At 63.0% G+C, this 24,901-nt stretch carries 22 protein-coding genes and 1 pseudogene; 11 read left to right on the top strand and 12 right to left on the bottom strand.

Features of this window, described 5'->3' with window-relative positions:
• Nucleotides 1-91: 91 nt before the first annotated feature.
• The 3 genes from NKJ15_RS01975 to NKJ15_RS01985 form a co-directional block, all read right to left on the bottom strand.
• The gene (locus NKJ15_RS01975; protein ID WP_352813865.1) at nt 92-3,571 is read right to left on the bottom strand and encodes an indolepyruvate ferredoxin oxidoreductase family protein; all 3,480 of its coding nucleotides are present in this window, start codon (nt 3,569-3,571) and stop codon (nt 92-94) included.
• Nucleotides 3,572-3,796: 225 nt separating this feature from the next.
• Entirely contained in the window at nt 3,797-4,327 is a 531-nt protein-coding gene (locus NKJ15_RS01980; protein ID WP_352767308.1) for a hypothetical protein, read from the bottom strand.
• Nucleotides 4,320-4,928 (bottom strand): CGNR zinc finger domain-containing protein, encoded by a 609-nt coding sequence (locus tag NKJ15_RS01985; protein ID WP_352767310.1) that lies wholly within the window; start codon nt 4,926-4,928, stop codon nt 4,320-4,322. Before NKJ15_RS01985 ends, NKJ15_RS01980 begins: the two co-directional genes overlap by 8 nt.
• A 140-nt stretch (nt 4,929-5,068) precedes the next feature.
• On the opposite strand from NKJ15_RS01985, the gene NKJ15_RS01990 reads away from it, so the two are divergent.
• The 4 genes from NKJ15_RS01990 to NKJ15_RS02005 all read left to right on the top strand — a co-directional run bounded on the left by NKJ15_RS01990 (nt 5,069) and on the right by NKJ15_RS02005 (nt 9,580).
• Complete coding sequence (locus NKJ15_RS01990; RefSeq protein ID WP_352469880.1) at nt 5,069-5,974, top strand: branched-chain amino acid ABC transporter permease; 906 nt, start codon at nt 5,069-5,071, stop codon at nt 5,972-5,974.
• A gap of 204 nt (nt 5,975-6,178) precedes the next feature.
• The gene (locus NKJ15_RS01995; RefSeq protein WP_023676252.1) at nt 6,179-6,763 is read left to right on the top strand and encodes a TRAP transporter small permease subunit; all 585 of its coding nucleotides are present in this window, start codon (nt 6,179-6,181) and stop codon (nt 6,761-6,763) included.
• On the top strand, nt 6,763-8,541 hold the full coding sequence (locus NKJ15_RS02000; protein ID WP_352470175.1) for a TRAP transporter large permease: 1,779 nt from the start codon (nt 6,763-6,765) through the stop codon (nt 8,539-8,541). Before NKJ15_RS01995 ends, NKJ15_RS02000 begins: the two co-directional genes overlap by 1 nt.
• A gap of 16 nt (nt 8,542-8,557) precedes the next feature.
• Nucleotides 8,558-9,580: a zinc-dependent alcohol dehydrogenase family protein gene (locus NKJ15_RS02005; RefSeq protein ID WP_352813868.1), complete on the top strand. Its 1,023-nt coding sequence runs from the start codon at nt 8,558-8,560 to the stop codon at nt 9,578-9,580.
• A 65-nt stretch (nt 9,581-9,645) separates the two neighbouring features.
• On the opposite strand, the gene NKJ15_RS02010 is transcribed toward NKJ15_RS02005, so the two are convergent.
• Nucleotides 9,646-10,755 (bottom strand): TRAP transporter substrate-binding protein, encoded by a 1,110-nt coding sequence (locus NKJ15_RS02010; protein WP_352540376.1) that lies wholly within the window; start codon nt 10,753-10,755, stop codon nt 9,646-9,648.
• Between the two features lie 284 nt (nt 10,756-11,039).
• On the opposite strand from NKJ15_RS02010, the gene NKJ15_RS02015 reads away from it, so the two are divergent.
• Nucleotides 11,040-11,813: a gamma-glutamyl-gamma-aminobutyrate hydrolase family protein gene (locus NKJ15_RS02015; protein ID WP_352469877.1), complete on the top strand. Its 774-nt coding sequence runs from the start codon at nt 11,040-11,042 to the stop codon at nt 11,811-11,813.
• A 14-nt stretch (nt 11,814-11,827) separates the two neighbouring features.
• Here NKJ15_RS02015 and NKJ15_RS02020 read toward each other — a convergent pair whose 3' ends face one another.
• From NKJ15_RS02020 to NKJ15_RS02040, 5 genes and pseudogenes are all read right to left on the bottom strand, one after another.
• The gene (locus NKJ15_RS02020; protein ID WP_352614373.1) at nt 11,828-12,223 is read right to left on the bottom strand and encodes a hypothetical protein; all 396 of its coding nucleotides are present in this window, start codon (nt 12,221-12,223) and stop codon (nt 11,828-11,830) included.
• A 154-nt stretch (nt 12,224-12,377) separates the two neighbouring features.
• Nucleotides 12,378-13,358, bottom strand: a complete 981-nt coding sequence (locus tag NKJ15_RS02025; RefSeq protein ID WP_352813870.1) for a 2-hydroxyacid dehydrogenase — start codon at nt 13,356-13,358, stop codon at nt 12,378-12,380.
• Complete coding sequence (locus NKJ15_RS02030; RefSeq protein WP_352540495.1) at nt 13,355-14,377, bottom strand: LacI family DNA-binding transcriptional regulator; 1,023 nt, start codon at nt 14,375-14,377, stop codon at nt 13,355-13,357. Before NKJ15_RS02030 ends, NKJ15_RS02025 begins: the two co-directional genes overlap by 4 nt.
• A 68-nt stretch (nt 14,378-14,445) precedes the next feature.
• Nucleotides 14,446-15,330 (bottom strand): annotated as a pseudogene (locus NKJ15_RS02035) (DMT family transporter).
• A 197-nt stretch (nt 15,331-15,527) separates the two neighbouring features.
• Nucleotides 15,528-15,935 carry a DUF2000 family protein gene (locus NKJ15_RS02040; RefSeq protein WP_352540372.1) on the bottom strand — a complete coding sequence of 136 codons (408 nt, stop codon included), beginning with the start codon at nt 15,933-15,935 and terminating at the stop codon, nt 15,528-15,530.
• Between the two features lie 52 nt (nt 15,936-15,987).
• Here NKJ15_RS02040 and NKJ15_RS02045 point away from each other — a divergent pair, with 52 nt between their 5' ends.
• A complete protein-coding gene (locus NKJ15_RS02045; protein ID WP_352540371.1) occupies nt 15,988-16,860 on the top strand; it encodes an AraC family transcriptional regulator in 873 nt (290 codons plus the stop codon).
• 1 nt (nt 16,861) lies between these two features.
• Here NKJ15_RS02045 and NKJ15_RS02050 read toward each other — a convergent pair whose 3' ends face one another.
• Complete coding sequence (locus tag NKJ15_RS02050; RefSeq protein ID WP_254816029.1) at nt 16,862-17,344, bottom strand: MarR family winged helix-turn-helix transcriptional regulator; 483 nt, start codon at nt 17,342-17,344, stop codon at nt 16,862-16,864.
• Nucleotides 17,345-17,547: 203 nt separating this feature from the next.
• Nucleotides 17,548-18,270, bottom strand: coding sequence for an intradiol ring-cleavage dioxygenase (locus tag NKJ15_RS02055; RefSeq protein WP_352813872.1), 723 nt, complete (start codon nt 18,268-18,270; stop codon nt 17,548-17,550).
• 198 nt (nt 18,271-18,468) lie between these two features.
• Between NKJ15_RS02055 and NKJ15_RS02060 the strand changes: the two genes are divergently transcribed.
• The gene (locus tag NKJ15_RS02060; protein ID WP_352767327.1) at nt 18,469-19,536 is read left to right on the top strand and encodes a CobW family GTP-binding protein; all 1,068 of its coding nucleotides are present in this window, start codon (nt 18,469-18,471) and stop codon (nt 19,534-19,536) included.
• 144 nt (nt 19,537-19,680) lie between these two features.
• Nucleotides 19,681-20,655 (top strand): WD40 repeat domain-containing protein, encoded by a 975-nt coding sequence (locus tag NKJ15_RS02065; protein ID WP_352540368.1) that lies wholly within the window; start codon nt 19,681-19,683, stop codon nt 20,653-20,655.
• An 8-nt stretch (nt 20,656-20,663) separates the two neighbouring features.
• Here the strand turns inward: NKJ15_RS02065 and NKJ15_RS02070 are convergent, their stop codons facing one another.
• A complete protein-coding gene (locus NKJ15_RS02070; protein WP_352540367.1) occupies nt 20,664-21,119 on the bottom strand; it encodes a hypothetical protein in 456 nt (151 codons plus the stop codon).
• A 154-nt stretch (nt 21,120-21,273) separates the two neighbouring features.
• Between NKJ15_RS02070 and NKJ15_RS02075 the strand changes: the two genes are divergently transcribed.
• The 3 genes from NKJ15_RS02075 (at nt 21,274) to NKJ15_RS02085 (ending at nt 24,901) form a co-directional block, all read left to right on the top strand.
• A complete protein-coding gene (locus NKJ15_RS02075; RefSeq protein ID WP_352813875.1) occupies nt 21,274-22,656 on the top strand; it encodes an aspartate aminotransferase family protein in 1,383 nt (460 codons plus the stop codon).
• 14 nt (nt 22,657-22,670) lie between these two features.
• A complete protein-coding gene (locus NKJ15_RS02080; RefSeq protein ID WP_352813876.1) occupies nt 22,671-24,092 on the top strand; it encodes a glutamine synthetase family protein in 1,422 nt (473 codons plus the stop codon).
• A gap of 86 nt (nt 24,093-24,178) precedes the next feature.
• A complete protein-coding gene (locus tag NKJ15_RS02085) occupies nt 24,179-24,901 on the top strand; it encodes a UdgX family uracil-DNA binding protein (protein ID WP_352814111.1) in 723 nt (240 codons plus the stop codon).

Genomic DNA, 24,901 nt, shown 5'->3' on the forward strand with positions numbered 1-24,901 from the left:
CGGCGTTTCGAGCCCTGCCGGCATCCATTGGTGACGCGGCGGAAGCAGGGAAACTACAGTTCAGGTAAACAAGGCGTATCACAGCGCTGAATTATTCGGCGGCTTGAAGTTGCGGCCGCAGCGGCGCCGTCGAGAGGCGGTCGAGCAGACGCTGGCGTTCGCCGGCGGCTTTTTCGGCACTGGCCTGCTTGACGTGGCCAAAGCCGCGGATGAGCGCCGGTACCGAAACAAGCGCGGCAGCAACCTCGATCTTGCCCGGCGCCAGCGCGCCGGCGACAAGTTCCAGGTCGGCTTCATAGAGGGCAAGAAGCTGCCGCTCCATACGCCTCTCGGCGCTGTAGCCGAACAGGTCGAAAGCGGTGCCGCGCAGGCCCTTCATCGCCGCCAGCAGGCGGAACCCGTTCATCATCCACGGGCCAAAGCTCGATTTCTTCGGCTTCCCGTCACTGCCGCGCCTGCCCATGATCGGCGGTGCGAGATGGAATTCAAGCTTGCCGTAGCTCTGGAACTGCTTTGCGAGCTCTGCGGCAAAGGAGCCGTCCGTATAAAGCCGCGCCACCTCGTATTCATCCTTGATCGCCATCAGCTTGAACAGGTTCTTTGCGGCAGCCTCGGTCACCACGGTCGACCCGGGCACAGCATTGGTTTCGGCCTTGCGCAGCGCCGCCAGTCTGTCGGCATAGCGCTTGCCATAGGCGGCGTTCTGGTAGGCGGTCAGGAAGCCGACGCGGCGAGCAATGATATCGTCCAGCGTCTCGGCAATGGCGGCATGCTGCGTGGCCTTGCCCGGCTGGGCGAGAAGGCTGCGGACGAAATCCGGCTGGTGGGCGGCGCGGCGGCCCCAGCGAAATGCCGCGACATTCATCGCTACTGCCTCGCCGTTGAGCTCGATCGCCTTCTCGACCGCCTCCGCCGACAGCGGCAAGCCGCCATGCTGGAAGGCGAATCCGAGCATGAACATGTTGGCACCAAGCGAGCTGCCGAACAGGGCAGTGGCGGTGCGGGTAGCGTCGAAGAAATGCGTCCTGTCGTCGCCCGCGGCCGTTCTTATCGCCTTCTTCAGCCGCTCGACGGGCAGCGAGAAATCGGCCGAACGGGCGAACTCGCCCGGCATGATCTCGGCAGTGTTGGCGAGGAAGATGGTATGGCCTTCGCGCACCGCGGCCAACACCTTCTTGGCACCTGAAACGACGAGATCGCAGCCGAGCACGAGATCGGCCTTGCCGGCCGATACCCGAATGGCGTGGATGTCGTCCGGCGTGCGGGCGATGCGGACATGGGTGAACACCGAGCCGCCCTTCTGGGCGAGGCCGGCCATGTCGATCATGCCGCAGCCCTTGCCTTCCAGGTGCGCGGCCATGCCCAGCACCGCGCCTATTGTGACGACGCCGGTGCCGCCGACACCGTCGATAATCGCCGCCCAGCCTTGTTCACCGAGCGTAAATTGCGCCGGCGCCGGCACGCCCGCGAGCGGGTCGGCCGCGCCGGCTATGCCTTCGGCTTTCCTGATTTTGGCGCCGTGAACGGTGACGAAGGAGGGGCAGAAACCGTTGACGCAAGAGAAGTCCTTGTTGCAACTCGACTGGTCGATCTTGCGCTTGCGGCCGAATTCGGTCTCGACCGGCTGGATCGAGACGCAATTCGACTGCACGCCGCAATCGCCGCAGCCTTCGCAGACCAGCTCGTTGATGAAGATACGCTTGTCGGGATCGGGGAAGGTGCCGCGCTTGCGGCGGCGACGCTTCTCGGCGGCGCAGGTCTGGTCGTAGAGCAGCACCGAGACGCCTTTGACCGAACGCAACTCGCGCTGGACGAGATCGAGGTCGTCGCGGTGATGGATGGTGGCGCCGGCGGGAAATTCCACCTTGCCGGTATATTTGTCCGGCTCGTCGGTGACGATGGCGATGCGCTCCACGCCCTCGGCGCGCACCTGCCTTGCGATCATGTCTACCGTCAGGCCGCCCTCGTGCGGCTGCCCACCGGTCATCGCGACGGCGTCATTGTAGAGGATCTTGTAGGTGATGTTGGCGTCGGTCGACAGCGCGAAACGGATCGCCAGCACACCCGAGTGGTTGTAAGTGCCATCGCCCAGATTCTGGAAGATGTGCCCGCGCTTCGAGAACGGCGCCTGGCCGACCCACTGCGCGCCCTCGCCGCCCATGGCGGTGAAGCCGACGGTGTTGCGGTCCATCCACAGCGCCATGAAATGACAGCCGATTCCGGCGGCGGCGAGCGAGCCGTCCGGAACCTTGGTCGAGGAATTGTGTGGGCAGCCGGAGCAGAAGAACGGCGTGCGCGAGGCGATGTCTGACGTGTCGGCCAGCATCGCCTGGAACTGGCGCAACTTCGCCACCCGCGCGGCGATTTCTTCCGACGGGCCGATCGTTCGCAAAATCCTCTCGCCGAGCTCGATGGCAATATCGTTGGGGTCGAGCGCGCCCTTGGCCGGGAACAGCCAGTCGCCGCGCTCGTCCTTCTTGCCGACGATGACCGGCTGCGTCGCGGTGCCGTAAAGGTTCTCGCGCAGTTGTACCTCGATCAGCGAGCGTTTCTCCTCGACGACGACGATAGTATCGAGGCCGCGAGCAAAGTCGGCGATGTGTTGCAGGTCGAGCGGCCACGGGCAGCCGACCTTGAACAGCCTGATACCGATACGACTGGCGGCCGCTTCGTCGACGCCGATATCCTCCAGCGCCTGGCGAACATCGAGATAACTCTTGCCGATGGTGACGATGCCAAGCTTGGCGCTGGTGCCGCCCGAATAGACGATCCGATTCAGCCCATTGGCGTGGATGAACGCTGAAGCGGCGGCGCGCTTGTATTCATGCAACCGCTCCTCCTGGCCGAGCATGTCGATCTCATTACGGATGTTGAGGCCGCCGGGCGGCATGTCGAAGTCCGGGATGACGATATCTAGCCGGTCGAGCGCGGCATCGACCGAGGCTGTCGATTCGATGTTGTCCTTGACGCATTTGATCGCCGCCCAGGTGCCGGCAAAACGCGACATGGCAAAGCCGTAAAGGCCGTAGTCGATGATCTCCTGGACGCCGGCCGGATTAAGGATCGGCACCATGGTGTCGACGAACAGGAACTCGGTGGCATGCGCGTTGGTCGAGGATTCGGCCATGTGGTCGTCACCCATCAGAGCCAGCACGCCGCCATGTTTCGACGACCCGGCGAGATTGGCGTGGCGGAACACGTCGCCGGAGCGGTCGACGCCCGGACCCTTGCCGTACCAGACCGAAAAAACGCCGTCATGGGTACCCTCGCCCAGCAATTCGGCCTGCTGCGAGCCCCAGCAGGCGGTGGCGGCGAGCTCCTCGTTGAGACCGGGCTGGAAGACGATGTCCGACTGCGCGAGCTGGTTCCTGGCCTTCCACAGCTGCATGTCGAGGCCGCCGAGCGGCGAGCCGCGATAGCCGGAGACGAAACCGGCGGTGTTCAGGCCAGCCCGGCGGTCGCGCTCGCGCTGCATCAGAAGCATGCGGATGACTGCCTGGGCACCCGACAGGAAGATGCGCTCCTTTGCCAGGTCGAACTTGTCGTCGAGCGCGACATTGTGCAGCGTCATCAGGCATTTCCTGTGCGGAGGCCGCGCCTGGAGGTGCGCGGCCAACGTCGGAGTCGAGTGCCCACAGTCTTTCTTCCCTTGCCGGGGAGGTCAAACAAAATCGAAGGTGCCAGGCGGTCCGCAACAAACGATCCGTGCGCGGCCGTGTGGCGCCACGAAACGCCTGTCGGGGAGGATGGCCGAGCATGAAAAATTCCGGCGGCGGTCAGTGCCGCTGGTGATGCATCATGCAGCCTTTGGGCAACTGGGCTTCGGTTCACCGGGCAGCTTGCCGTCGACATGGCCGGCCAGGTCCTTGTTGAGCTCGTAGACTGGCCCGACCACCAGAGGCCGGTCGGGCAGGACCGACTGGTCGAGTGAGGACGTCAGAGTGGTCGCGAAACTCTGCAGCAACTTGCCGCTGGAATCCTCGATGCGGATCGACACCGCATAGGGCTTGTCCTTGACAACGCAGGTAAGCGGCGGGCTGGTGAGCGTCACATGCGGCAGCTTCGGCCATATTTTCTGGGTGACGATGATCGGATCACCGCCGGCCGGGTTCTGGAAGGAGACCACAGCGACCTGCCCCTCACCCACCGGCCGCAGCGGATTGAGGGTGATGACATAGGTGGCGATACCCAGCCGGTAGTTGAACTCGAACAGCTTCCCGGAAATGGCGAACAGCTGGTCCTTGCCGGAATCACGGCAGGCGCCGAGCGCGGCCGCCGCGAACAAAGTCGCGACGACAATCATCGCGCGTGAGAATCTTCTAGACATTGGTGACCTCCCTGGCCGCGGTCCGGCGGCGATAGTGTCGGTTTGCCTTCTGGCGGTTGCCGCACACCGCCATGTCGCACCAGAGGCGGCTGGAATTGCGGCTTTTGTCGACAAACAGCCAGCTGCAGTTCGGACATATCCGCAGCCTGGCGATGGTGTCGCTACGCAGCAGCGACAGCGCCGAGACCGCAAGCGCGGCCTCGAAGGCAATCGGCGTCGCCGGATCACCGAACGGTTTTCCAGGCGTGCCGATTTCGGTGCGGCTATGAGCGAGGCCATCGGCGCAGGCTTCCAAGAATTTCGGCATATCGCCGGTCGCGATCGCACCTTTCGATACCGCGCCGCGAAACAGCCGATCGGTCGTCTCCCGGATCGACAGCACCACCGGTGCGATCTTTTCAGGCGCCGGCGCTACGAGCCGCCTGCCGCCGAGCTCGGCGACGCGAAAGGCACTCGCGGCTTCGGCAAAGCGGGCGATCTCGGCCGGATCGTCGAAACGGTCGAAAGTTTTCTCCGGATCGTTCCGCAAAACGACGGTGTTCGCCGTATCGAGCGCCAGCATGCCACCGGTAAAGCGGTGCGGAGTCCAGGATACTGTCATATGGCGAATCTAACTGATAACTCGCGTTTGACAAGTTAGATTCCGGGTGCAACGCTTGTCACTGAGGCGACCGCCGTACTGAGAATATCGTTCGTCCCAAACCTCTGCCCCGATTGCGGGGCATGCATAGAGGGTCTTGCATGCTCTATTTCTTCCAGCAGGTTCTGAACGGGCTGCATTCGGGCGCGCTCTACGCATTGCTTGCCTTCGGCTACGTGCTGACCAACGGCATCCTGCACCGTACCAATCTTGCCTATGGCGCGCTGTTCGCCTTTTGCGGGCATACGATGATCCTCACCGCGGCGTTCGGCTATCAGGCGCTGTGGCTGACGCTGTTTGCATCGGTCGCGCTCGGCGTAGCTGCGGCATTCCTTTATGCGGCGCTGCTCAGCCATGTCCTGTCGCGAAGTATCTTCGAACCGCTGGCCGACCGCTCGCCCAACGCCATCGTGGTGACGACGCTCGGCATATTGCTGGTCTTGTCGGAAGCCAGCCGCATCGCCGCCGATACCCATGACCTATGGTTGCCGCCAATGCTGGCCCAGACCATCGTCTTCGCGCAGAATGCCAGCTTCAAGGCGACGTTGACGCTGATCCAATTGCTCGATTGCGCCGCCGTACTGGCGGCCATAGCGCTGGCTGCCTGGGGCTTCGCATATTCGAGCTTCGGCCGGAGCTGGCGCGCCGTATCCGACGATCCCAAGGCGGCTGCGATGTGCGGCGTCGATGTTCGTGCGGTGTTTCGGCACGCGGTGCTTTTCGGCGGCCTTTGCGCGGCACTGGCCGGCGTGCTCGCCGCCTTCTACTACGGTAACATCAGCTTCGGCACAGGGTTGGTCTACGGGTTGAAGATCCTGTTCGTGACCGCAGTGGGCGGCTATCTTTCGCCTTTGCGGGCGGCACTGGGCGCCGCCGCTTTCGGCATGGCCGAATCGCTATGGGCCGGCTATTTTCCGCTCGAATGGCGGGACGGCTGGATGTACCTGTTCCTCGTCGCCATGCTTGTGCTGATCGGCGCCGGCCGCGACCAACAGAAGATCGCCTGAGCCGCACCCGACTTTGCTTGGGTGAAAGCACCGCATGTCCTTGGACATGCAAAGGACGCGGCAGCATTTTGCCGCCCGTCATCTCACAACTGTGTTTATGCGGGCTATCCCGTGTTGACCCGCCGGACCACGCACTGCATACCGTTGGTCCACAGCGACACGACGGACAGGGAACCGCCGCGCTCTGACACAAGGGAGGAATGCATGGCAGGGCTTCTCGCTCTTTCCAGAACCATTGACCGTTTGAACGAATTCATCGGCAAATGGGTTTCGTGGCTGATCCTGCTGGCGATCCTGGTAAGCGCCGCCAACGCCGTCATCCGCAAGGTGTTCGACATGTCCTCGAACGCCTGGCTGGAATTGCAATGGTATCTGTTCGGCGCCGCCTTCATGCTGGCCGCCGCCTACACGCTGAAGCAGAACGACCATATCCGCATCGATATCGTCTACGGCATGTTCTCGCGCCGCGTGCAGCACTGGATCGACCTTTTCGGTCACGTCTTCTTCCTGATGCCGTTCGTGACGTTGATGGTGGTCTATTTCGTTCCCTATGTGTCGCTGTCGTATCGCAGCGGGGAGATGTCGAACAATTCCGGCGGGCTGATCATCTGGCCGGCGAAGGCGATTTTGCTGGTCGGCTTTTTTCTGCTCGCGCTGCAGGGCATTTCCGAAATCATCAAGAAAATCGCCATCATGCGCGGTCAGATGGACGATCCCACTCCGTTCATATCGGTGCATGAGCAGGCCGAGCTCGAAGCCAAGGCGCTCGTCGAAGAGGTGCGCTCGTGATCGAGTTCATCGCCCAGAACATGGCGCCGATCATGTTCGCCTCGCTGGTCGTCTTCCTGCTGATCGGCTATCCCGTCGCCTTCTCGCTCGCCGCCAACGGCCTGATGTTCTTCTTCATCGGCGTGCTTCTGTCGCCCTATTCGGGCGGCTCGATCAATCTCGCCTGGCCGTTGCTGCACGCGTTGCCGGATAATTTCTACGGCAGCCGGGTGATGTCGAACGATACGCTACTGGCGATCCCGTTCTTCACCTTCATGGGCATCGTGCTCGAACGATCCGGCATGGCCGAAGACCTGCTCGACACGATCGGCCAGTTGTTCGGACCGGTCCGTGGTGGCCTCGCCTATGCCGTGATTTTCGTCGGCGCGCTGCTCGCCGCGACGACCGGCGTGGTGGCGGCCTCCGTCATTGCCATGGGTCTGATTTCGCTGCCGATCATGCTGCGCTACGGCTACGACCGGCGGCTGGCATCCGGCGTCATTGCCGCGTCCGGGACGCTCGCCCAGATCATCCCGCCGTCACTGGTGCTGATCGTCCTGGCCGACCAGCTCGGCCGCTCGGTCGGCGATATGTACAAGGGGGCGCTGATCCCCGGGCTCATTTTGACCGGCATCTACATGCTCTACATCCTGCTCATGTCGATCTTTCGGCCGAAGTCGATGCCGGCACTGCCGCTGGAGGCCCGCACGCTCGGCCACGGTGTGCTGTCGCTGCTGGCGGCGCTGCTGGCGGCGGTGGTTGTTTCCTATGCGGCGTATCGCTACCTCGCACCGAACCATGGCGGCAACGCCGATATCCTCGGCGCCACCATCGGCGTCATCTTCATCTATGTCGTGGCGATCGTCGACCAGCGCCTGAAGATCAACCTGATGTCCAGACTGGCACAGCAGGTGATCATCGTGCTGATCCCGCCGCTGGCGCTGATCTTCCTGGTGCTGGGCACCATCTTCCTTGGCATCGCCACGCCGACGGAAGGCGGCGCCATGGGCGCCGTCGGCGCGCTTGCAATGGCGGCGGTGAAGGGGCGGCTGTCGCTCGACGTGGTCAAGCAGGCGCTGGCCTCGACGACCAGGCTGTCGTCCTTCGTTCTGTTCATCCTGATCGGCGCGCGGGTGTTCTCGCTGACCTTCTACGGCGTCAATGGCCACATCTGGGTCGAGCACCTGTTGACGTCGCTGCCGGGCGGTGAAGTCGGTTTCCTGATTGGCGTCAACATCCTCGTCTTCGTGCTCGCCTTCTTCCTCGACTTTTTCGAGCTTGCCTTCATCATCGTGCCGCTTTTGGCGCCAGCGGCTGACAAACTCGGCATCGACCTGATCTGGTTTGGCGTGCTTTTGGGCGTCAACATGCAGACCTCCTTCATGCATCCGCCCTTCGGCTTCGCGCTGTTTTATCTGCGCTCGGTCGCCGCGCGCGTGCCCTATCTCGACCGACTCACCGGCAAGCAGATCGCGCCCGTCACCACAGGGCAGATCTATTGGGGCGCAGTGCCCTTCGTCTGCATCCAGGTGATCATGATCGGCCTGACCATCGCCTTCCCGCAGATGGTGATGCACTACAAAGGCACTGTCGTCGATCCTGGCACCATCAACTACCAGGTGCCGGAAACGCCTGGCATCGGCTTGTCGCCGCTTGGCACGCCGCCGGCCAACGGCGGCACTGCCCCGGCCTCACCTTCCCCACCGGATTTGTCGCAGCCGCCGAGCTTCGACGAAAAGCCGCCCGCGAAACCGGCGGCGCCGGCAATCGATCTGTCGCAACCACCGAGTTTCAACTGAGGAAGGCCCGGCAGCCATGAAGGCGGTTCGGTTGGAGCGAGTGGGCAGCCTCGCCGTGTGCGAGGTCGAGAAACCGACCGCCGGGCCGAACGATCTGCTGGTGCGCATCGAGGCGTGCGGCGTCTGCGGCACCGACAGGCATCTTTTCCATGGTGAATTCCCGTGCACGCCGCCGGTGACGCTCGGGCATGAATTCTCCGGCATCGTCGAGGCGGTCGGACCTGCCGTATCCGGCTTTTCCGTCGGCGACCGCGTCACCGGCGATCCCAACATTGCCTGTGGCCGATGCGAGCATTGTCAGGCCGGCCGGGTCAATCTCTGCGGCAATCTACGCGCCATCGGCATCCATCGCGATGGCGGCTTTGCCGAATATCTTGTCCTGCCCCAGAAACAGGCCTTCGTCTTGCCAGGCGATCTGAAGCCTACGCATGGTGCTTTCTGCGAGCCGCTCGGCTGCTGCCTGCATGGCGTGGACCTTGCCGCGATCAAACCAGGCTCGTCGGTCGCGGTGCTCGGCGGCGGCGTGATCGGCCTGCTCACCGTTCAACTGGCAAAGCTCGCCGGTGCGACGACCATTATCTTGTCGACCCGTCAGGCCTCGCGGCGGGCTCTTGCCGAGCAATTTGGCGCAACGGCGACGCTCGATCCCAGCGCCTTCGTTGTCATCGATGCGATCGTCGGCCGGTCGGGTTTGATGCCGGGCGGCGTCGACGTGGTGTTCGAATGCGCCGGCGTGAAAGACACTGTTGAGCAGGCGATGCGGCTGGCCAAAGCGGGCGGCACCGTCGTCGTCGTCGGCGTGATGCCGCAAGGCATGAAAGTGGCGTTCGAACCGTTCGATCTGCTGTTCCGTGAGTTGAAGGTCCTGGGTTCCTTCCTCAACCCCTTTACCCATCGCCGGGCCGCCAATCTTATCGCCTCGGGGACGATCGAAGTAGATCGGCTGATATCACGACAGGTCAGCCTCGACGAGGCGGTGGCGATCATTGCCAACCCGCCGGCGCCAGGCGAGGTCAAGGTCGTGGTGGTGCCCGACTGATCGCAAATGAATGCGCTACGGCGCCAGTGTTCCGAAAGGAACACTGGCGCCGCGAAGCAACAGGATCAGAGCTTGGCATTGCGCTGCTGGACCATCATGAAGGTGTCATAGTTGTACTCGGCCACCTGCGCCCAGAGATAATGCTCCTTGCGGAACGCCTTGATCGAATCCCAGATCTTCTTGAACGGCGCATTCGAGGCTTCCATCTCGGCATAGACTTCGTTGGCCTTTTCGAAACAGGCGGCCATGATCTCCTGGCTGAACGGGCTCAACTTGGCACCGCCGGCAACCAGCCGCTTAACCGCCGCCGGATTGAGATAGTCGTATTTCTGCAGCATGTTGGCGTCGGCCGCTTGAGCGGCAGTATGCACCAGCGACTTGTAAGCCGGCGAAAGTTCGTCGTATTTCGCCTTGTTGAACATCAGATGGACGGTCGGTCCACCTTCCCACCAGCCGGGATAGTAGTAATAGGGCGCAACCTTATAGAAGCCGAGCTTCTCGTCGTCGTAAGGGCCGACCCATTCGGCGGCGTCGATCGTGCCCTTTTCCAACGCCGGATAAATGTCGCCACCGGCGATCTGCTGCGGAACCACCCCGAGCCTTTGCACCACTTTGCCGGCAAAACCACCGATACGCATCTTGAGGCCGGAAAGGTCGGCGACCGTTTTGATCTCCTTGCGGAACCAGCCACCCATCTGCACGCCGGTATTGCCGCCCGGCAGCCCGAACAGACCTTGCGTCGCCAGGAACTCGTTGAACAGATCGATGCCGCCGCCATGATAGTGCCAGGCGTTGATGCCGCGCGCGTTGAGCGAAAACGGAACCGCCGCTCCCAGCGCCCACGTCGGGTCCTTGCCCCAGTAATAGTATGCCACGGTATGGCAGGCCTCGACCGTGCCGGCTGTGGTGGCATCGGCGGCCTGCAGGCCGGGAACGAGTTCGCCGGAGGCGAAGACCTGGACCTGGAAGTTGCCGTCGGTCGCCTCCGACAGCATCTTGGAAAACACTTCGGCGCCGCCATAGATCGTATCGAGCGACTTCGGGAAGGACGACGCCAGTCGCCAGGTCACTTTCGGATTGGACTGGGCGATGGCCGGCGCAGCAAGTGTCGCGGCAGCGGCCGCAGCGCCGAAACCGGTGGTGCCGGCCTTGCGGATGAACGAACGACGATCCATGAAGTTCCTCCCTTTTGGATCCACTGACCGACATTCGGGACACTTCGGCGCCCGGATCGGCTTCGAGCCGACAATACACAGGCAAGGAGTCGAGTCCAGCACGGCAGCCCGGTTTGAGTGGCGCATTTCGGGGAAATTCACGGCGTTGGGGCAGATCTTGCAACTATAGTCTAAGGTCGATTAACTGGCCTACGCGACACGCCGAAACTTGCCATGGAAATGCGCCTTCGGATCGCCTATTTTGCAGGCAGATAATTCGTTGCACCCGATGGGATCCGGACCAAATGCACCAGCCGCTCGTCGCCGTATCGACCGATGTCCGCCAGTTCGACAATTACACCTGGCATGCCGCGCCACAGCAATATCTCGAAGCGGCGCTTTCGGGTGCAGGCGTGTTCCCGCTGCTGGTACCGTCCTTCGGCGACCGGCTCGACTTCGACGAACTGCTTTCCGCCGTCGACGGCGTCATGGTCACCGGCTCCAAATCGAACGTTCATCCCTCGCTCTATGGCGGTGACGCCAGCGAAGCCAATGGTCCTTACGACTCCGCCCGCGACGCGACGACGTTGCCGCTGATCCGCCGGGCGGTGGAGCGCGGGGTGCCATTGCTCGCCATCTGCCGCGGCATCCAGGAGATGAATGTGGCGCTGGGTGGCACGTTGGCCACCGAAATCCAGGAACGCGCCGGTTCGCTCGATCATCGTGCGCCGGCAAGCGACAATCAGGACGAACGCTTCGCCATCCGCCAGAGCGTGGCGATAAAACCCGGCAGCTGCCTGGCCGGGGTCTTCGGCGCCGGCGATATCATGGTCAATTCGGTGCATCGCCAGGCCATCGACCGGCTTGGCCCAAAGCTGCAGGTCGAAGCGGTCGCCGCCGACGGCACTGTCGAGGCGGTTTCGGTGCGCGATGCACGGGCTTTCGCCGTCGGCGTCCAGTGGCATCCCGAATACTGGGTCAAATCGGACAGTATCTCGGTAAAGATATTTCGCGCATTCGGCGATGCGGTGCGGCTGCATCAGGCGGCGAAATCGGGTGCGCGCGCAGCCGCGGAATAGTCCTGCCGCGCTCGCTAGTTGCCGGCCGACGCCAGCGTCAGCAGCGGCAGCGCCGGCGCGTAGGATTCGTAACCATCGCCGTCGGCGACTGAGAACATGACGATCGGATCGCTGCCGTTGGCGCTGAAGGTGACCGTGCCGTCATCCTGCTCTCGCCAGAACTTCGCCTGCTCGACGCCGGGCAACACCCGGCGGCAATTTGCTGCGACCGTCAACAGCGACAGGCCTTGCGAAATCTCGGCGCCGCGGCTGACCGCACAAGACCCCTCGTCGCCATGGGCTACCAGCCTGTAGTTGCCGGATGAAGGCGGTGACTCACTGGCTGCACGGCTTTCACCGCTACCGGCGTAAAACAGCTGGGCGCTGCCGAACAGCACAGCGACTGCCATCAATGCAGGAAGCGTCTTCATCCTGGTTCTCCGCGCATTTCTAGCGCGCCGGTTCGAAGAGATCAGGGAGGCGCGCTTCATCTTGCTGTCATGTCCTGTCAGGCGGACATACACTGCGAAGGGATCAGAATGATTCCGAAGGGTTAAGCTGAAGTTAATAGATATGGCAGCCCGCTTACGGCCTTGCCTTGACATTTGCCGTCTCCGGCACCGGAGTCAGCGCCTTGCGCTGCGAAAACCACGAGACCAGATTGTCGACGCAAAGGTCGGCCATGGCGCGGCGCGTATGCTCGGACGCCGAGCCGACATGCGGCAAAAGCGAGGTGTTGGGCGCGGCAAGCAACGCCGCTGGCACATTCGGCTCGTCGGCAAAGACGTCTAGCCCGGCAGCGGCGATGCTGCCGCTGGCAAGCGCGGCGGCAAGGGCTGGTTCGTCGACCGTGCTGCCCCGGCCGATATTGACGAAGACGCCGTTCGGCCCCAGAGCCGAGAGGATTTCGGCATTGACGGCCTTTTCCGTCGAGGCCCCGCCGGGCGCCACCGAGATCAGTGTGTCGACCGCCTCGGCGAGACCTTTCAGCGTCGGGTGATAGTCATAGGACAGGCCTTCGACGCGGCGCCGGTTGTGATAGGCGATGGGCAGTCCGAAAGCATCGAGCCGCCGGGCAATGGCGAGGCCGATGCGGCCCATGCCGAAGATGCCGACATGGCGACCGCGCAAAGTCAGCCGGCTCAGCGGATAGTTGCCGTTGCTCAGCCAGCTTCCGTCGCGCAGCCAGGCCTCGGCGCGCGGCAGTTCGCGGACGGCATTGATCAACAGGCCGAGCGCCGTATCGGCGACCTCTTCGGTCAGCACATCCGGTGTGTTGGTGACCATGATGCCGCGCCGTGCGGCGTGGCGGATATCGACCGAATCATAGCCGACGCCGAAATTGGCGATAATCTCGAGCTTTGGCAGCGCGTCCATCAACGCGGCGCTTATGCCGCCAAAGGCGGCTATGCCGCGCACCGTATGACGCATCTCGTCGGTGACCAGCGACGGATCGGCGCGTTCGATCCGGACGCGGCTGAACGCCCCGTCGATGCGGCCGACCGCATGGTCGTTGAACTGGCCCGGCACCAGAATGGTAACATGTTGCTGTTCGGTTTTTGTCATGCACGTTCCACCGGTTTGCCGGTCGACTGGCGCACATGCAGTTCCGGCTTGATCAGTTCCTGCGACGGCCGCACCGTCTGTCCGTTGAGTTTGTCGAGCAGCGCGCTGGCGGCGCGGCGGCCAACCTCGCGCTGGCCGTTCCACACGGTAGTCAGCGCCGGCGTGGCGATCGCCGCTTCCTCGAGGTCGTCGTAGCCGGTAACCGAGATGTCGATGCCCGGCACCAGCCCGGCGCGGGCAATGCCATTCATCAGGCCGATGGCGACGAGGTCGTTCCAGCAGCAGGCCGCGGTCGGCCTGTCCTTCAGCGCCAGGAACTGCCCGGCCGCCTCGAAGCCGGCCTGCTTGGTGCGCGGGCCGGGGATGCGCCAGGACGGCCTGACCTCAAGCCCTGCCGCCTCCATGGCGTTGACATATCCCTGATAGCGGTCGCGGCCGGTCGACGTCTGGTCGGTACCGCCGATCATGGCGATGCGCTTGTGGCCAAGCGAGATCAGATGGTTGGTGGCAAGCCCGGTGCCATAGGCGTCGTCGCCGCGAAACACCGGCACGTCGGCACCTTCGACGGTGCGTGCAATCAGCACTGCCGGGAGACCGTTCTCCTCGGCCAAGATTATGTCTTCGGGCGGCGTGCCGATGGCCGGCGACATGATGACCCCGTCAGCGCCAAGCTGCAGAAGCGTGTCTATGAAAGTGCGTTGTTTCTCGAGCTGGTCGTAGTGGTTCGACAGGATGAAGGTTTGCCGGCTGCGGTCGAGCTCGCTCTCTATCGAACGCAATATCTCGGCAAAGAACGGGTTCATGATGTCGTGGACGACGACGCCGACTATGCCCGATCGCGAGGTGCGCAGGCTGGCGGCGCGGCGGTTGTAGATATAGCCGATGGCGCGTGCATGTTCCTTGATGCGATCGCGGGTGCCGCCGGCGACCAGCGGGCTGTCGCGCAAGGCCAGCGAGACCGTGGCCGTGGACACGCCGAGCGCATCCGCGATGGTCGAAAGCTTGATCTTCTGTGCCAGCGCCCTGCGCTCCCGAAGCAATTTAAACTGTTTAAAGGCCGGCTCTTATGCCATCGATTCCGAGCAAATCAAAGTTTTTTTGCCAGCGCTTCCGCCTCCGCGCCCAGCGTTGCGCGGTTGCGCAAGCGGAGCCGGTGCTCGCGGTGAACGATGTAGAGGCCGCTGGCGACGATGACTGTGGCACCGACCAGCGTCCAGCGATCGGGAAACTGGTTGAAGACGATCAGGCCGGAGATGATCATCCAGATCATCTGCGAATAGGGATAGGGAGCCAGGGCCGTGGTGGTGGCAAGGCGATAGGCCTGCACAAGAAGCCAATGACCGATGGCGCCGAAGACGCCAAGCATCAGCAATATGAATCAGTGCCAGCCATCCTGCGGCAGCGAAGGCGAAAACGGCAGTGTCGGCAGCAGCAGCACGGCCGGCGCCAGCGCCGAAAACAGGATCAGGCTTTCCGAGGTTTCCGTAGCCGACATGCGGCGCGTCATGATGACGTAGAAACTGTTCGATAGCATCGAGCCGAGCGCAAAGAGATGGCCGACGCCAAAAACGCCGACGCCCGGCCGGGTGATGATGAGGACGCCGACAAAGCCGCTCATGATGGCCAGCCAGCGCCGCCAGCCAGCCCATTCGCCGAGCAACGGACCGGCAAGCGCGGTGATCACCATCGGGCCGAAGAAGTAGATCGAGGTGGTTTCCGCCAGTTGCAGCGTCCGCAGCGCCAGAATGTTGAACATCGTCGATCCGAACAGGAGCAGACCGCGCGTGATGTGCGCCGGCAGGTTGGCGGGACGAAAGCGCAGCGGCTCGCGCCATCCGCGCAGAAAGACGCCGACGATCAGCACATGGACCGCGAAGCGGGTCCAGGCGACGATCAGCGCCGAGACGCCGGCCAGCACAAGGTACTTGCTGCTGGTGTCGAGGAAGGTGAAAAACACATAGACGGAAAGCATGCACACGATCGCCGCTGGCGATGTCGCGCTTTCGTCATGTCTTGGGGGAGCATTCAATTTCAGGCCGGACGGGAAGCAAGGCGGTCCCTCACCAATGCGGTAATTGTCGCCTGCGGGCAAGCCAAAACAGGCTGGCACAACGACAGCCGCCGACAGGCTCAGTTTGTTTCCCAGTGGCCGACCTAGTGGCCGACGACTCAGGCGTGCATGCGGGCGCCCTTGGTGATCTTGTCGACGAGCTTCTTTTCGGCGCGAAGCGCGATGCCGACCACCTTGGCATCCTCCGGCGCAAATTCGGCAAAGACGGCGCGGTTGGCCAGATCATACCCGGTCGAAAACATTTCCTCGACATAGAGCGAAACCGTCACACCACGCTCCAGCGCCCGCCTCTGGATCGCGACGAGCGTCTGGCCGTCCGCCGAAAGCACGATGACCGGCTGGATCGACAGCGGGTTGTAGATATTGCCGGCGCGATCACGGTAGGGGTCGCCGATAATGTCGGGAAATTGCGCGACGATGCCGCTGGTCAGAAAGGCGGTGACATTGAGCTTTTGCCAGACGGGAAGATCATCCTTGAGGACGATTGCAAATTTCGTATCGAACATGCGACAGTTTCCAATCCGAAAAGGGGGCCAATCCGAGGCTGCGAGTGAAGTTATGGCGCACGATCTAGACCGGGAAGCCTTTCAGGGTCTTGGACGTTTGTGCGTGGATGCAGCCGAGAACTGCATCGTACCGGCACCCGGTGCTGCCGGGATGGAACGCATCGAGGCCCGGTTCCACGGCAATGCCTTCGATCTCCATCGCCACGACACCTATGCGATCGGGGTGACGCTTTATGGCGTGCAGCGCTTCCGCTATCGCGGCCAAATGCACAAGAGCTTGCCCGGCCAGATAATTATCCTTCATCCCGACGAACTGCACGATGGCGGTGCCGGCACCGAAGACGGCTTGCGATACAGAATGCTCTATTTGGAGCCGTCCCTGATGCTCGATTGTCTCGGCGGCGGATCACTGCCATTCGTCGGGAATGCCGTGGTGACAGACCGCGATCTCCGCGCGACGCTGCTTTCGGCGCTCGGGCCGCTGGATCAGGAACTGGACGAGCTGTTTGTCGTCGATTTCATGACGCAGCTTATGCAAAGCCTGGCCCGGCACGCCGGTCAGCCGGCGAAACCGGTAGCGAAAACGGCGTGGCGCGCCGCCAGCCTGGCGCGCGACTATCTGGAGGAAAATGTCGCGCGGATTGTACGTTCAGACGAATTGGAGGCGATAACCGGATTGGACCGTTATGCCCTTTCGCGGCATTTCCGCGCTACCTTCTCCACCAGCCCGCACCGGTTCCTGGTGATGCGCCGGCTTCAGCGGGCCCGTCGGATGATCGAAGCCGACGAGCCGCTGGCGCAAATCGCCATCGCAGCCGGCTTCAGTGATCAAAGCCATTTCAATCGGCATTTCAAGAAGGCGTTCGGCGTCACACCGGGACGTTGGTCGGCACTGACGCGGCGGCCGTCAGCGGCGAACGCGTGAGCTATTCAAGCATCTTGTCTTCGATGTCCAGTTCGTCATCCGGGAGCACCATTTCGCCGTTCGACAGGTTCGCCTCGACGCGGGCAAGCAGCTTGAACAGCGCTTTCTGGTCCTTCTTGTCAAGACCCTTCAATGCCTGCTTTTCGGTCTTCTTCACCGACTTCTCGATGGCGTGGATGATTTCGCGGCCGGTGTCGGTGAGGAAAATATGCGCCTGGCGGGCATCGGCGGACGAGGCCCGCTTCTCCAGAAAACCCTGCGCCTGCAGCCGGTTGATGGTCTTGGTGATGGTTGGCGGACGCACGCCGAGGCGGCCGGCAAGGTTGCCGGGCGTCTGCCCGTCCTCGCGGTCGAGCGCCAGCATGATCTGGTCCTGGCCGGCATAGAAACCATGCGCCAGAAGCCGGGCGGCGAGCGCCGTGCGCGCCAGCCGCGCCGCCGAATGCAGCCGGCTCATTGTTGCAGTCTTGTCCGCCTTGGCCATGCTCATCCCTCCTCGGCCGAACCGGAGCGGACAGCATAGAAGCAGGCCGCCGATTGGCAATGACGATCGAAAACATTCCGGCCCGGAAAATAGCTTTGCCGGCAAGCTTCGCGGTGTTCGCCGTGGCTAATGCCAGATGTTTATTTCAGTTAGATGACAAACGACTTTCCGCAATGGCTGGATGGGGACGTGACGAGGTGTTCTCAACCGGCTTTCACCGCGACCACCATCAACGCCTGATAGGCGTCCGCCATTTCCCGCAGCGCTGCCTGCGACAGCGGCCCGGCCTGCCGCGCAATGCCGTCCCGCGCGTTCGATGTATCGCGTTTGCCCGGGCGATCTTTATAGGGCGCGACGGTGGCGAATATCTGCTCGCTGAGGCTGTCGGGGAAGAACATCTGGCCGGTCATCACCGAGCGGTCGTCGGGGAAGATCTTGAAATGGATGTGGGTGGTGCGGCCGCGATACCAGCCGGGATAGATGGTGGCGAAAGAAGCGATGCCGCTTTCATCGGTTCTCTGCCAGCCGCGGAGAAAGCTCTGGCCGGACGTGTCGATATCCTGCCCGTCGCCCTGTCCGGGATATCCGGAATAGGTGCCCTGGGCATCGCAATGCCAGATATCGACGCGTGCGCCGGGAAGCGGCCGGCAGGCGGCGTCGACGATTTGCAGCCGCACATTGAGGGCGATGCCCTTCTTGCCCTCGGTGATGTCGGCGCGTTCGAGCTTCGGGTCGAAATAGAACGGCCCTTCTGTGACCTCGGGCGTGATGGTGCAGACACCAGCACCGGCTTCAAACAAAGCAAGCCTGGCATAGGGCGAAACCTGCCCGGCCCTTGCACCGGCGGGCAGGAATATGCCGCCAGCGGTAACCGCAACGAGACCGAGCGCCTGCCGACGGCTCAGTGGCAAGGACTTGTCGGACATCTGGCGCCTCTTCAACGCGAACAGCTCCGTAAATGACCCCGCCTGTCTAGGGCCCGCTGTCAGGCGGCGCCAATGAAAGTTCGGTAATGTGAGGAAAGTTCGGCAATACCAGCCCCTCTTTGGCCCACCGGTTTGCCTCGTGCAAAAGCCGAGCACACATCCTATATGGAGCCGACAATCCCTAATTCGAGGCACAATATGAGCGACGCACAGACGCAGATCCCCGTAACCGTCCTCACCGGCTATCTCGGCGCCGGCAAGACGACACTGCTCAACCGCATCCTTTCGGAAAACCACGGCAAGCGCTACGCCGTCATCGTCAATGAATTCGGCGAGATTGGCATCGACAACGAGCTGATTGTGGAATCCGACGAGGAAATATACGAGATGAACAATGGCTGCGTCTGCTGCACCGTGCGCGGCGACCTGATCCGCGTCGTCGAAGGCCTGATGCGCAGGCCTGGCCGCTTCGACGCCATCGTCGTCGAGACCACAGGCCTCGCCGATCCCGTGCCGGTGGCGCAAACCTTCTTCATGGACGACGACGTGCGTTCCAAGACCAGGCTCGATGCGGTGGTGGCGCTGGTCGACGCCAAGCACTTGCCGCTGCGCCTCAAGGATTCCCGCGAGGCCGAGGACCAGATCGCCTTTGCCGATGTCGTCGTGCTCAACAAGACCGATCTGGTCACCCCCGAAGAGCTGAGCAAGGTGGAGGCGACGATCCGCGCCATCAACCCGGCGGCACGAATCCACCGCACCACACGCGCCAGCGTGGCGCTGTCCGAGGTGCTCGATCGCGGTGCGTTCGACCTGTCCCGGGCGCTGGAGAACGATCCGCACTTCCTCGAGGCGCATGACGATCACGACCATCATGATCATGATCATGACCACCATCACCATGATCGCGACGGCCATGATCACCACGATCATGACGGGCATCATCATGCGCACCCTTCCGACATCCATGACGTGACTGTGCAGTCGGTGTCGCTGCGCGGCGGCGAGATGGACCCGAAAAAGTTCTTCCCGTGGATCGAGAAGGTCACCCAAATGGAAGGCCCGAACATCCTGCGGCTGAAAGGGATCATTGCGCTGAAAGGCGATGACGAGCGCTATGTCATCCAGGGTGTGCACATGATCATCGAGGGCGACCACCAGCGCGCCTGGAAGGACGACGAGAAGCACGAGAGCCGGCTGGTGTTCATCGGCCGCGAACTCGACGCCGAGCGACTGAAGACAAGCTTCGAGGCCTGCCAGGCCGCTTGATTTAGCTGCCCTTTCTTCCTTCTGAGAGAAGTGCAGCCTAAACGCTGGCGGTCTCTCCTCACCACGATCCGAAGCACGGGTTGAGACCCGCAGCTCAACCCCTTAAGGGTGAGGCAGCAGAAATCTCGAACGGAATGATCTCTCATGCCGACAGTCGCCCCGCTCGATCTCGAAGGCCACTGCCTCGCCGCCGTGTTTCTCGGCGACGTGCCGCATTTTGCGCTGGCCGACGGCACAATCCATCGGCTCGACCATGGCCACAAGACGGTGCAGGCCAATGACGGAATGCTCGCCGCCTTCCATGATGCGGCAAACGACCGACTGATCACCGGTGGTGAGGACGGCAGGATCTTTGCCGTGACCCCAGGCGGCAATACAACGGAATTGGCGACCGCAGGCAAAAAATGGATAACCAGCGTCGCCGCCGGGCCGCAAGGCGCTGTTGCCTATGCTTCGGGCAAGATTGCCTATGTGCGTTTTGCCGACGGCAAGACCAGGGAATTCTCGCATCCGCGCTCGGTCGAGGGGCTGGCCTTCTCGCCCAAAGGCATGCGCTTCGGCGTTGCCCGCTACAATGGCGCGACGCTGCACTTCCCGGCTGCCGACGGCAAGCCGGTCGAGCTCGAATGGGCCGGCGCCCACACCGGCATCACCTTCTCGCCGGACGGCGGCTTCGTCGTCACCTCCATGCAGGAAAACGCGCTGCATGGCTGGAAGCTCGCCGACGGCAAGCACATGCGCATGTCCGGCTACCCCGGCAAGGTGAAAAGCCTGTCGTGGAGCGCCAAGGGCAAATGGCTGGCGAGTTCCGGCGCACCGGCGGCGATCGTCTGGCCGTTTTCGGGCAAGGACGGGCCGATGGGCAAGGCGCCGCTGGAACTCGGCACGCGCGGCAATGCGATGGTCACCTCTGTCGCCTGTCACCCGAGCCAGGACGTCGTTGCTATCGGCTATGATGACGGGATGGTGATGGCGGTGCGCTTCGCCGACGCCAAGGAAGTGCTGTTGCGCCGGCCCGGCAAGGGCGCCGTCACTTCGATGATGTGGGACAAGGAAGAGCGCCGCGTCGCCTTTGGCAGCGCTGCTGGCGACTGCGGCGTCATCGATATTTCGGCGTAGCCTGTTACTTACTCGGCTCCGCAAGATACTTTGCCGGTCAATTCAGCCTGCTTGCCGTCCTTTTCGGCCTCGGCCGTTCCATCATAGATTGAGAGCAAATAGCGGCCGTCATAGACGCCTTCGTCGCTGGCCTTGGTCAGGATCGCCAGTTCGACGTAGCCGTAGGCGTTTTCGACCTGCCGTTCGTGGTAGACGAGCAGCCGCAATTCCTTGTTGTCGAGCCAATATTGCGTGAGGTTCTGATCCTCGAACACCGTCTTGCGCAGACTGTCGGCAGCCGGCCTGCCCAGAATCTCGAGCTCGCCGCTAAAATTGAAGGTCGGCCCGCCCATGCCTCTGGTGACCCCGGCACCGATCTGAAATTTGACGGCTGCATCCTCGGCGGAACACCAGATGCCGCCGGACGCCAGAGCCGCACCAACCGACGACAGCAGCGTTGTTGCGCAGACGGTCGCCCGCACCATCTTATGCCCTCCAGCCGAAGTACCATTGGCGCCCGAAGGCGGCTCGCGGTCAAGCGCCTGTTTTCATTCAAATGACCGCTGACCCAACAGGCAGCCGCCCGGCCAATTGCGGTAGCGGCCGCCGATTGTCTAATGTGCGACTGAGAGGGCCGCCATGAACGTCATGAACCATGCAAAGACTTCCATCGGCGGCATCGGCCCGGCCCGGATCGCCGAGTTGCGCGCGACCGAGGCAGAAGTCTTCTGCCGGGCGCGGCCGAAATCGATGGCGAAAATCGGCAATGGCCTGCCCGGCTTCTTCGGCGGCGTGCCGATGCATTGGATGAACGACTGGCCGACGCCGTTCCCGATCCTTGTCGATAGTGCCAGGGGCGCCATCATCAGAGATATCGACGGCAACCGGCTCGACGATTTCTGCCTTGGCGACACCGGTTCGATGTTCGGTCATTCGCCGCCGCCGGTCGCACGCGCCATCCGCAGGCAGGCCGGACGCGGCCTGACCTACATGCTGCCTGCCGAGAACGCGCTCGCCATCGGGCCGCTGCTGCAGCAGCGTTTCGGCTTGCCGTTCTGGCAGATCGCGACGACGGCGACCGACGCCAACCGCTTCGCGCTGCGGGTTGCCCGCGCCGTTACCGGCCGGGAGAAGATACTGGTCTTCAACGGCTGCTATCATGGCTCGGTCGACGAGACGATGGTGCGGCTGGTCGCCGGGAAAGCGGTGAATCGACCGGGACTGGCCGGCGAGTTCCGCGACCTGACGCGGGCGACTGATGTCGTCGAGTTCAACGATCTGCCGGCGCTCGACGCGGCACTCCGGGGCAACGATGTCGCCTGCGTCATCGCCGAGCCGGTGCTGACCAATTCCTGCATGGTGCTGCCCGAAGCCGGCTTTCATGATGGCTTGCGGCGTCTCACCCGTGCGACCGGCACGCTGCTTCTAATCGACGAGACGCATACAATCTCGACCGGTCCCGGCGGCTATGCAAGCAAATACGGGCTGGAGCCGGACCTGTTCGTGCTAGGCAAGCCGATTGCCGGCGGCGTACCGGCGAGCGTCTGGGGCATGAGCGAAGACGTTGCGGCCCGCTATGCCGCTTATATCAGCCGGAAAGAGCCCGGCTACTCCGGCATGGGGACAACGCTGTCGGCCAATCCGCTGCAATTCGCAGCGACGCGCGCCACGCTCGAATACGTCATGACCGACGAGAACTACAGCCATATGGACAATCTGGCGCGGCGGCTCGACGCCGGGCTGACCGCCGTCATCGATCGCTATCGTCTGCCCTGGCATGTTGCTCGCGTCGGTGCCCGTGTCGAGTTCATCTGCGCGCCGGGCCCGCTGAGGAACGGCGGCGAAGCGGAGGCTGCGCACGTGCCGGAGCTCGAGGCGGCAATCCATGTCGCGCTGGTCAATCGCGGCGTGCTGATCGCACCCTTCCACAACATGATGCTGATCTCTCCTGCGACCAGCGCCGCCCAGGTGAACCGGCTGATCACTGCCTTCGGCGCGGTTGCGGCAAAGCTTACGGCGTGAGACAAGCTTGCGGCATGAAACAAGCGCCCAAGCAAAGTTTGAACCTGGTCACGGCATCCCCTTCGGGCTCGACGCCCGCCGAGGCGCAGGCCTTTCTCGACGCTCATCCCGAGATCGAAGCGTTCGACATCGTGCTGACCGACGCCAATGGCGTCGGGCGCGGCAAGATCGTGCGCCGGCATGAGTTGATGAGCATCTTCGATGGGGGCCGGCACATGCCGATCTCGATCCTCGGCCTCGACATCACCGGCGAGGATGTTCACGAGACCGGGCTGATCTGGACGACGGGCGACGGCGACCTGCGGGCGTGGCCGATCCCCGGCACACTGGTGCCGCTGTTCGGCACCCAGCCGCCGCGCGGTCAGGTGCTGATGGCGATGTACCATCTCGATGGCCAGCCGATGTCGTCCGACCCGCGGCTGGCACTCGCCCGCCAAGTAGACATCCTCGCGGCCCAGGGCCTGCATCCGGCCGGCGCCTTCGAGCTCGAATTCTTCCTGCTCGCCAACGAGCGCGACGCCGAAGGCAAGGTGCAGCCGGCGCACGCGGTGCTTGACGGACGCCGCTCGGCCAAGACTGAGGTCTATTCCGTCGACCATCTGCACGGCATGGAGCCGCTGTTTTCCGACATCTACGCCGCAGCCAAGGTACAAGGCATCCCGGCCGAGACGGTCATCTCGGAATATGCGCCCGGCCAGTACGAGCTGACGCTCAACTACCGCAAGGATGTGATGCGGGCGGCCGACGATCTCGTGATGCTCAAGCGACTGGTGCGGGCGCAGGCGCGCCGTCATGGTGTCACCGCTTGCTTCATGGCCAAGCCGATCGAGAAATATGCCGGCTCGGGCATGCACTTTCATGTCTCGCTGCTGGACGATGCCGGCAAGAATGTCTTTGCCGAAACCGGCGGCGAAAGCTGGTCGCTGCCGCTGCTGCGCGGCCTCGGCGGACTGATCCAGACGATGGCGGAATCGATGCTGGTCTTCGCGCCGCATGCCAATTCATGGCGGCGCTTCGTCTCGCAATCCTATGCGCCGGTGGCGCCGACCTGGGGCGTCAACAATCGTTCGGTGGCACTGCGTGTGCCGGCCGGCGATGCCAGGAACCGCCGCATCGAGCACCGGCCATCGGGCGTCGACGCGAATCCTTACCTGGTGGCGGCAACGGTGCTGGCCGGTGTCGTCAAGGGCCTCGACGAAGGCCTCGATCCCGGTCCCGAAACCACCGGCAATGGCTACGAATCGGCCGTCACGCGCACGACGATGCCGGTCGACTGGCGTGCCGCGATCGAGGCGGCAAGGGCGTCGACCTTCCTCAAAGGCGCATTGGGCGAAGACCTGCACCGGACGTTCGTGGCGATCAAGCAATCGGAATATCTGCGCGTGGCGCGCACGGTCAGCGAACTGGATTATCACCTCTATCTGCACGAGGTGTAGGGCATCACATCGTCGGCCATCCGCCGGTGAAGGCCCATGCGGAATAATTTCAGCGGAACCTTCGGCGGGCTTTGCTCATTGCGTGTCTGATTGCAGGAGCGAGCAAGGCCGCCTTAGTCATGATCGCCAGGATGCAGACAACCCCGACGCCGCACCATGCCAAAGTGCGGGCAAGACGCTTGCCTGCAAGCAAGTCTCCGGAAACGACAGAAATCGACGCCAGGACGATTCCTGAACTGCGCGAAACGGCCAAGATCTGCCGCCGCTGTCCGCTATGGCACGACGCCACGCAGACCGTGTTCGGTGAAGGCCCTGATAAAGCCAAGGTGATCTTCGTTGGCGAACAGCCGGGCGACCAGGAGGACCTGGCGGGCAAGCCCTTCGTCGGTCCGGCGGGCAAGGTGTTCGACGCGATCCTGGACGATGCCGGCGTCGATCGGCTGAAAGTCTACGTCACCAACGCGGTCAAGCATTTCAAGTTCGAGCCGCGCGGCAAGCGGCGCATCCACTCCAAGCCGAACGCCGGCGAGGTGCAGGCTTGTCGCTGGTGGCTCGACAAGGAAATCGATCTGATCAAGCCCAATCTGGCGGTGGCGCTCGGCGCAACGGCGGCGCAGGCGCTGCTCGGCAAGGTGGTGCCGATCATGAAGATGCGCGGGGCCGTCGTGGAGCGTGACGATGGCTTGCGTGTCTTCGTCACCATCCACCCGTCCTTCATCCTGCGCATTCGCGAGCCGGCGGACAGGCAGGCAGAACGCGACCGGTTCCTGCAGGATATGAGAGCGGTGAAAAAGCTGATGGCCGCCTGA

The organism is Mesorhizobium sp. M0207, from assembly GCF_040321995.1.
Taxonomy (GTDB): Bacteria; Pseudomonadota; Alphaproteobacteria; order Rhizobiales; family Rhizobiaceae; genus Mesorhizobium.

What these genes read in the sequence shown, in the direction of transcription:
- NKJ15_RS01975 (WP_352813865.1), bottom strand. Translation starts at nt 3,571, where the DNA reads ATGACGCTGCACAATGTCGCGCTCGACGACAAGTTCGACCTGGCAAAG.
- NKJ15_RS01980 (WP_352767308.1), bottom strand. Translation starts at nt 4,327, where the DNA reads ATGTCTAGAAGATTCTCACGCGCGATGATTGTCGTCGCGACTTTGTTC.
- NKJ15_RS01985 (WP_352767310.1), bottom strand. Translation starts at nt 4,928, where the DNA reads ATGACAGTATCCTGGACTCCGCACCGCTTTACCGGTGGCATGCTGGCG.
- NKJ15_RS01990 (WP_352469880.1), top strand. Translation starts at nt 5,069, where the DNA reads ATGCTCTATTTCTTCCAGCAGGTTCTGAACGGGCTGCATTCGGGCGCG.
- NKJ15_RS01995 (WP_023676252.1), top strand. Translation starts at nt 6,179, where the DNA reads ATGGCAGGGCTTCTCGCTCTTTCCAGAACCATTGACCGTTTGAACGAA.
- NKJ15_RS02005 (WP_352813868.1), top strand. Translation starts at nt 8,558, where the DNA reads ATGAAGGCGGTTCGGTTGGAGCGAGTGGGCAGCCTCGCCGTGTGCGAG.
- NKJ15_RS02010 (WP_352540376.1), bottom strand. Translation starts at nt 10,755, where the DNA reads ATGGATCGTCGTTCGTTCATCCGCAAGGCCGGCACCACCGGTTTCGGC.
- NKJ15_RS02015 (WP_352469877.1), top strand. Translation starts at nt 11,040, where the DNA reads ATGCACCAGCCGCTCGTCGCCGTATCGACCGATGTCCGCCAGTTCGAC.
- NKJ15_RS02020 (WP_352614373.1), bottom strand. Translation starts at nt 12,223, where the DNA reads ATGAAGACGCTTCCTGCATTGATGGCAGTCGCTGTGCTGTTCGGCAGC.
- NKJ15_RS02025 (WP_352813870.1), bottom strand. Translation starts at nt 13,358, where the DNA reads ATGACAAAAACCGAACAGCAACATGTTACCATTCTGGTGCCGGGCCAG.
- NKJ15_RS02040 (WP_352540372.1), bottom strand. Translation starts at nt 15,935, where the DNA reads ATGTTCGATACGAAATTTGCAATCGTCCTCAAGGATGATCTTCCCGTC.
- NKJ15_RS02045 (WP_352540371.1), top strand. Translation starts at nt 15,988, where the DNA reads ATGGCGCACGATCTAGACCGGGAAGCCTTTCAGGGTCTTGGACGTTTG.
- NKJ15_RS02050 (WP_254816029.1), bottom strand. Translation starts at nt 17,344, where the DNA reads ATGGCCAAGGCGGACAAGACTGCAACAATGAGCCGGCTGCATTCGGCG.
- NKJ15_RS02055 (WP_352813872.1), bottom strand. Translation starts at nt 18,270, where the DNA reads ATGTCCGACAAGTCCTTGCCACTGAGCCGTCGGCAGGCGCTCGGTCTC.
- NKJ15_RS02060 (WP_352767327.1), top strand. Translation starts at nt 18,469, where the DNA reads ATGAGCGACGCACAGACGCAGATCCCCGTAACCGTCCTCACCGGCTAT.
- NKJ15_RS02065 (WP_352540368.1), top strand. Translation starts at nt 19,681, where the DNA reads ATGCCGACAGTCGCCCCGCTCGATCTCGAAGGCCACTGCCTCGCCGCC.
- NKJ15_RS02070 (WP_352540367.1), bottom strand. Translation starts at nt 21,119, where the DNA reads ATGGTGCGGGCGACCGTCTGCGCAACAACGCTGCTGTCGTCGGTTGGT.
- NKJ15_RS02075 (WP_352813875.1), top strand. Translation starts at nt 21,274, where the DNA reads ATGAACGTCATGAACCATGCAAAGACTTCCATCGGCGGCATCGGCCCG.
- NKJ15_RS02080 (WP_352813876.1), top strand. Translation starts at nt 22,671, where the DNA reads ATGAAACAAGCGCCCAAGCAAAGTTTGAACCTGGTCACGGCATCCCCT.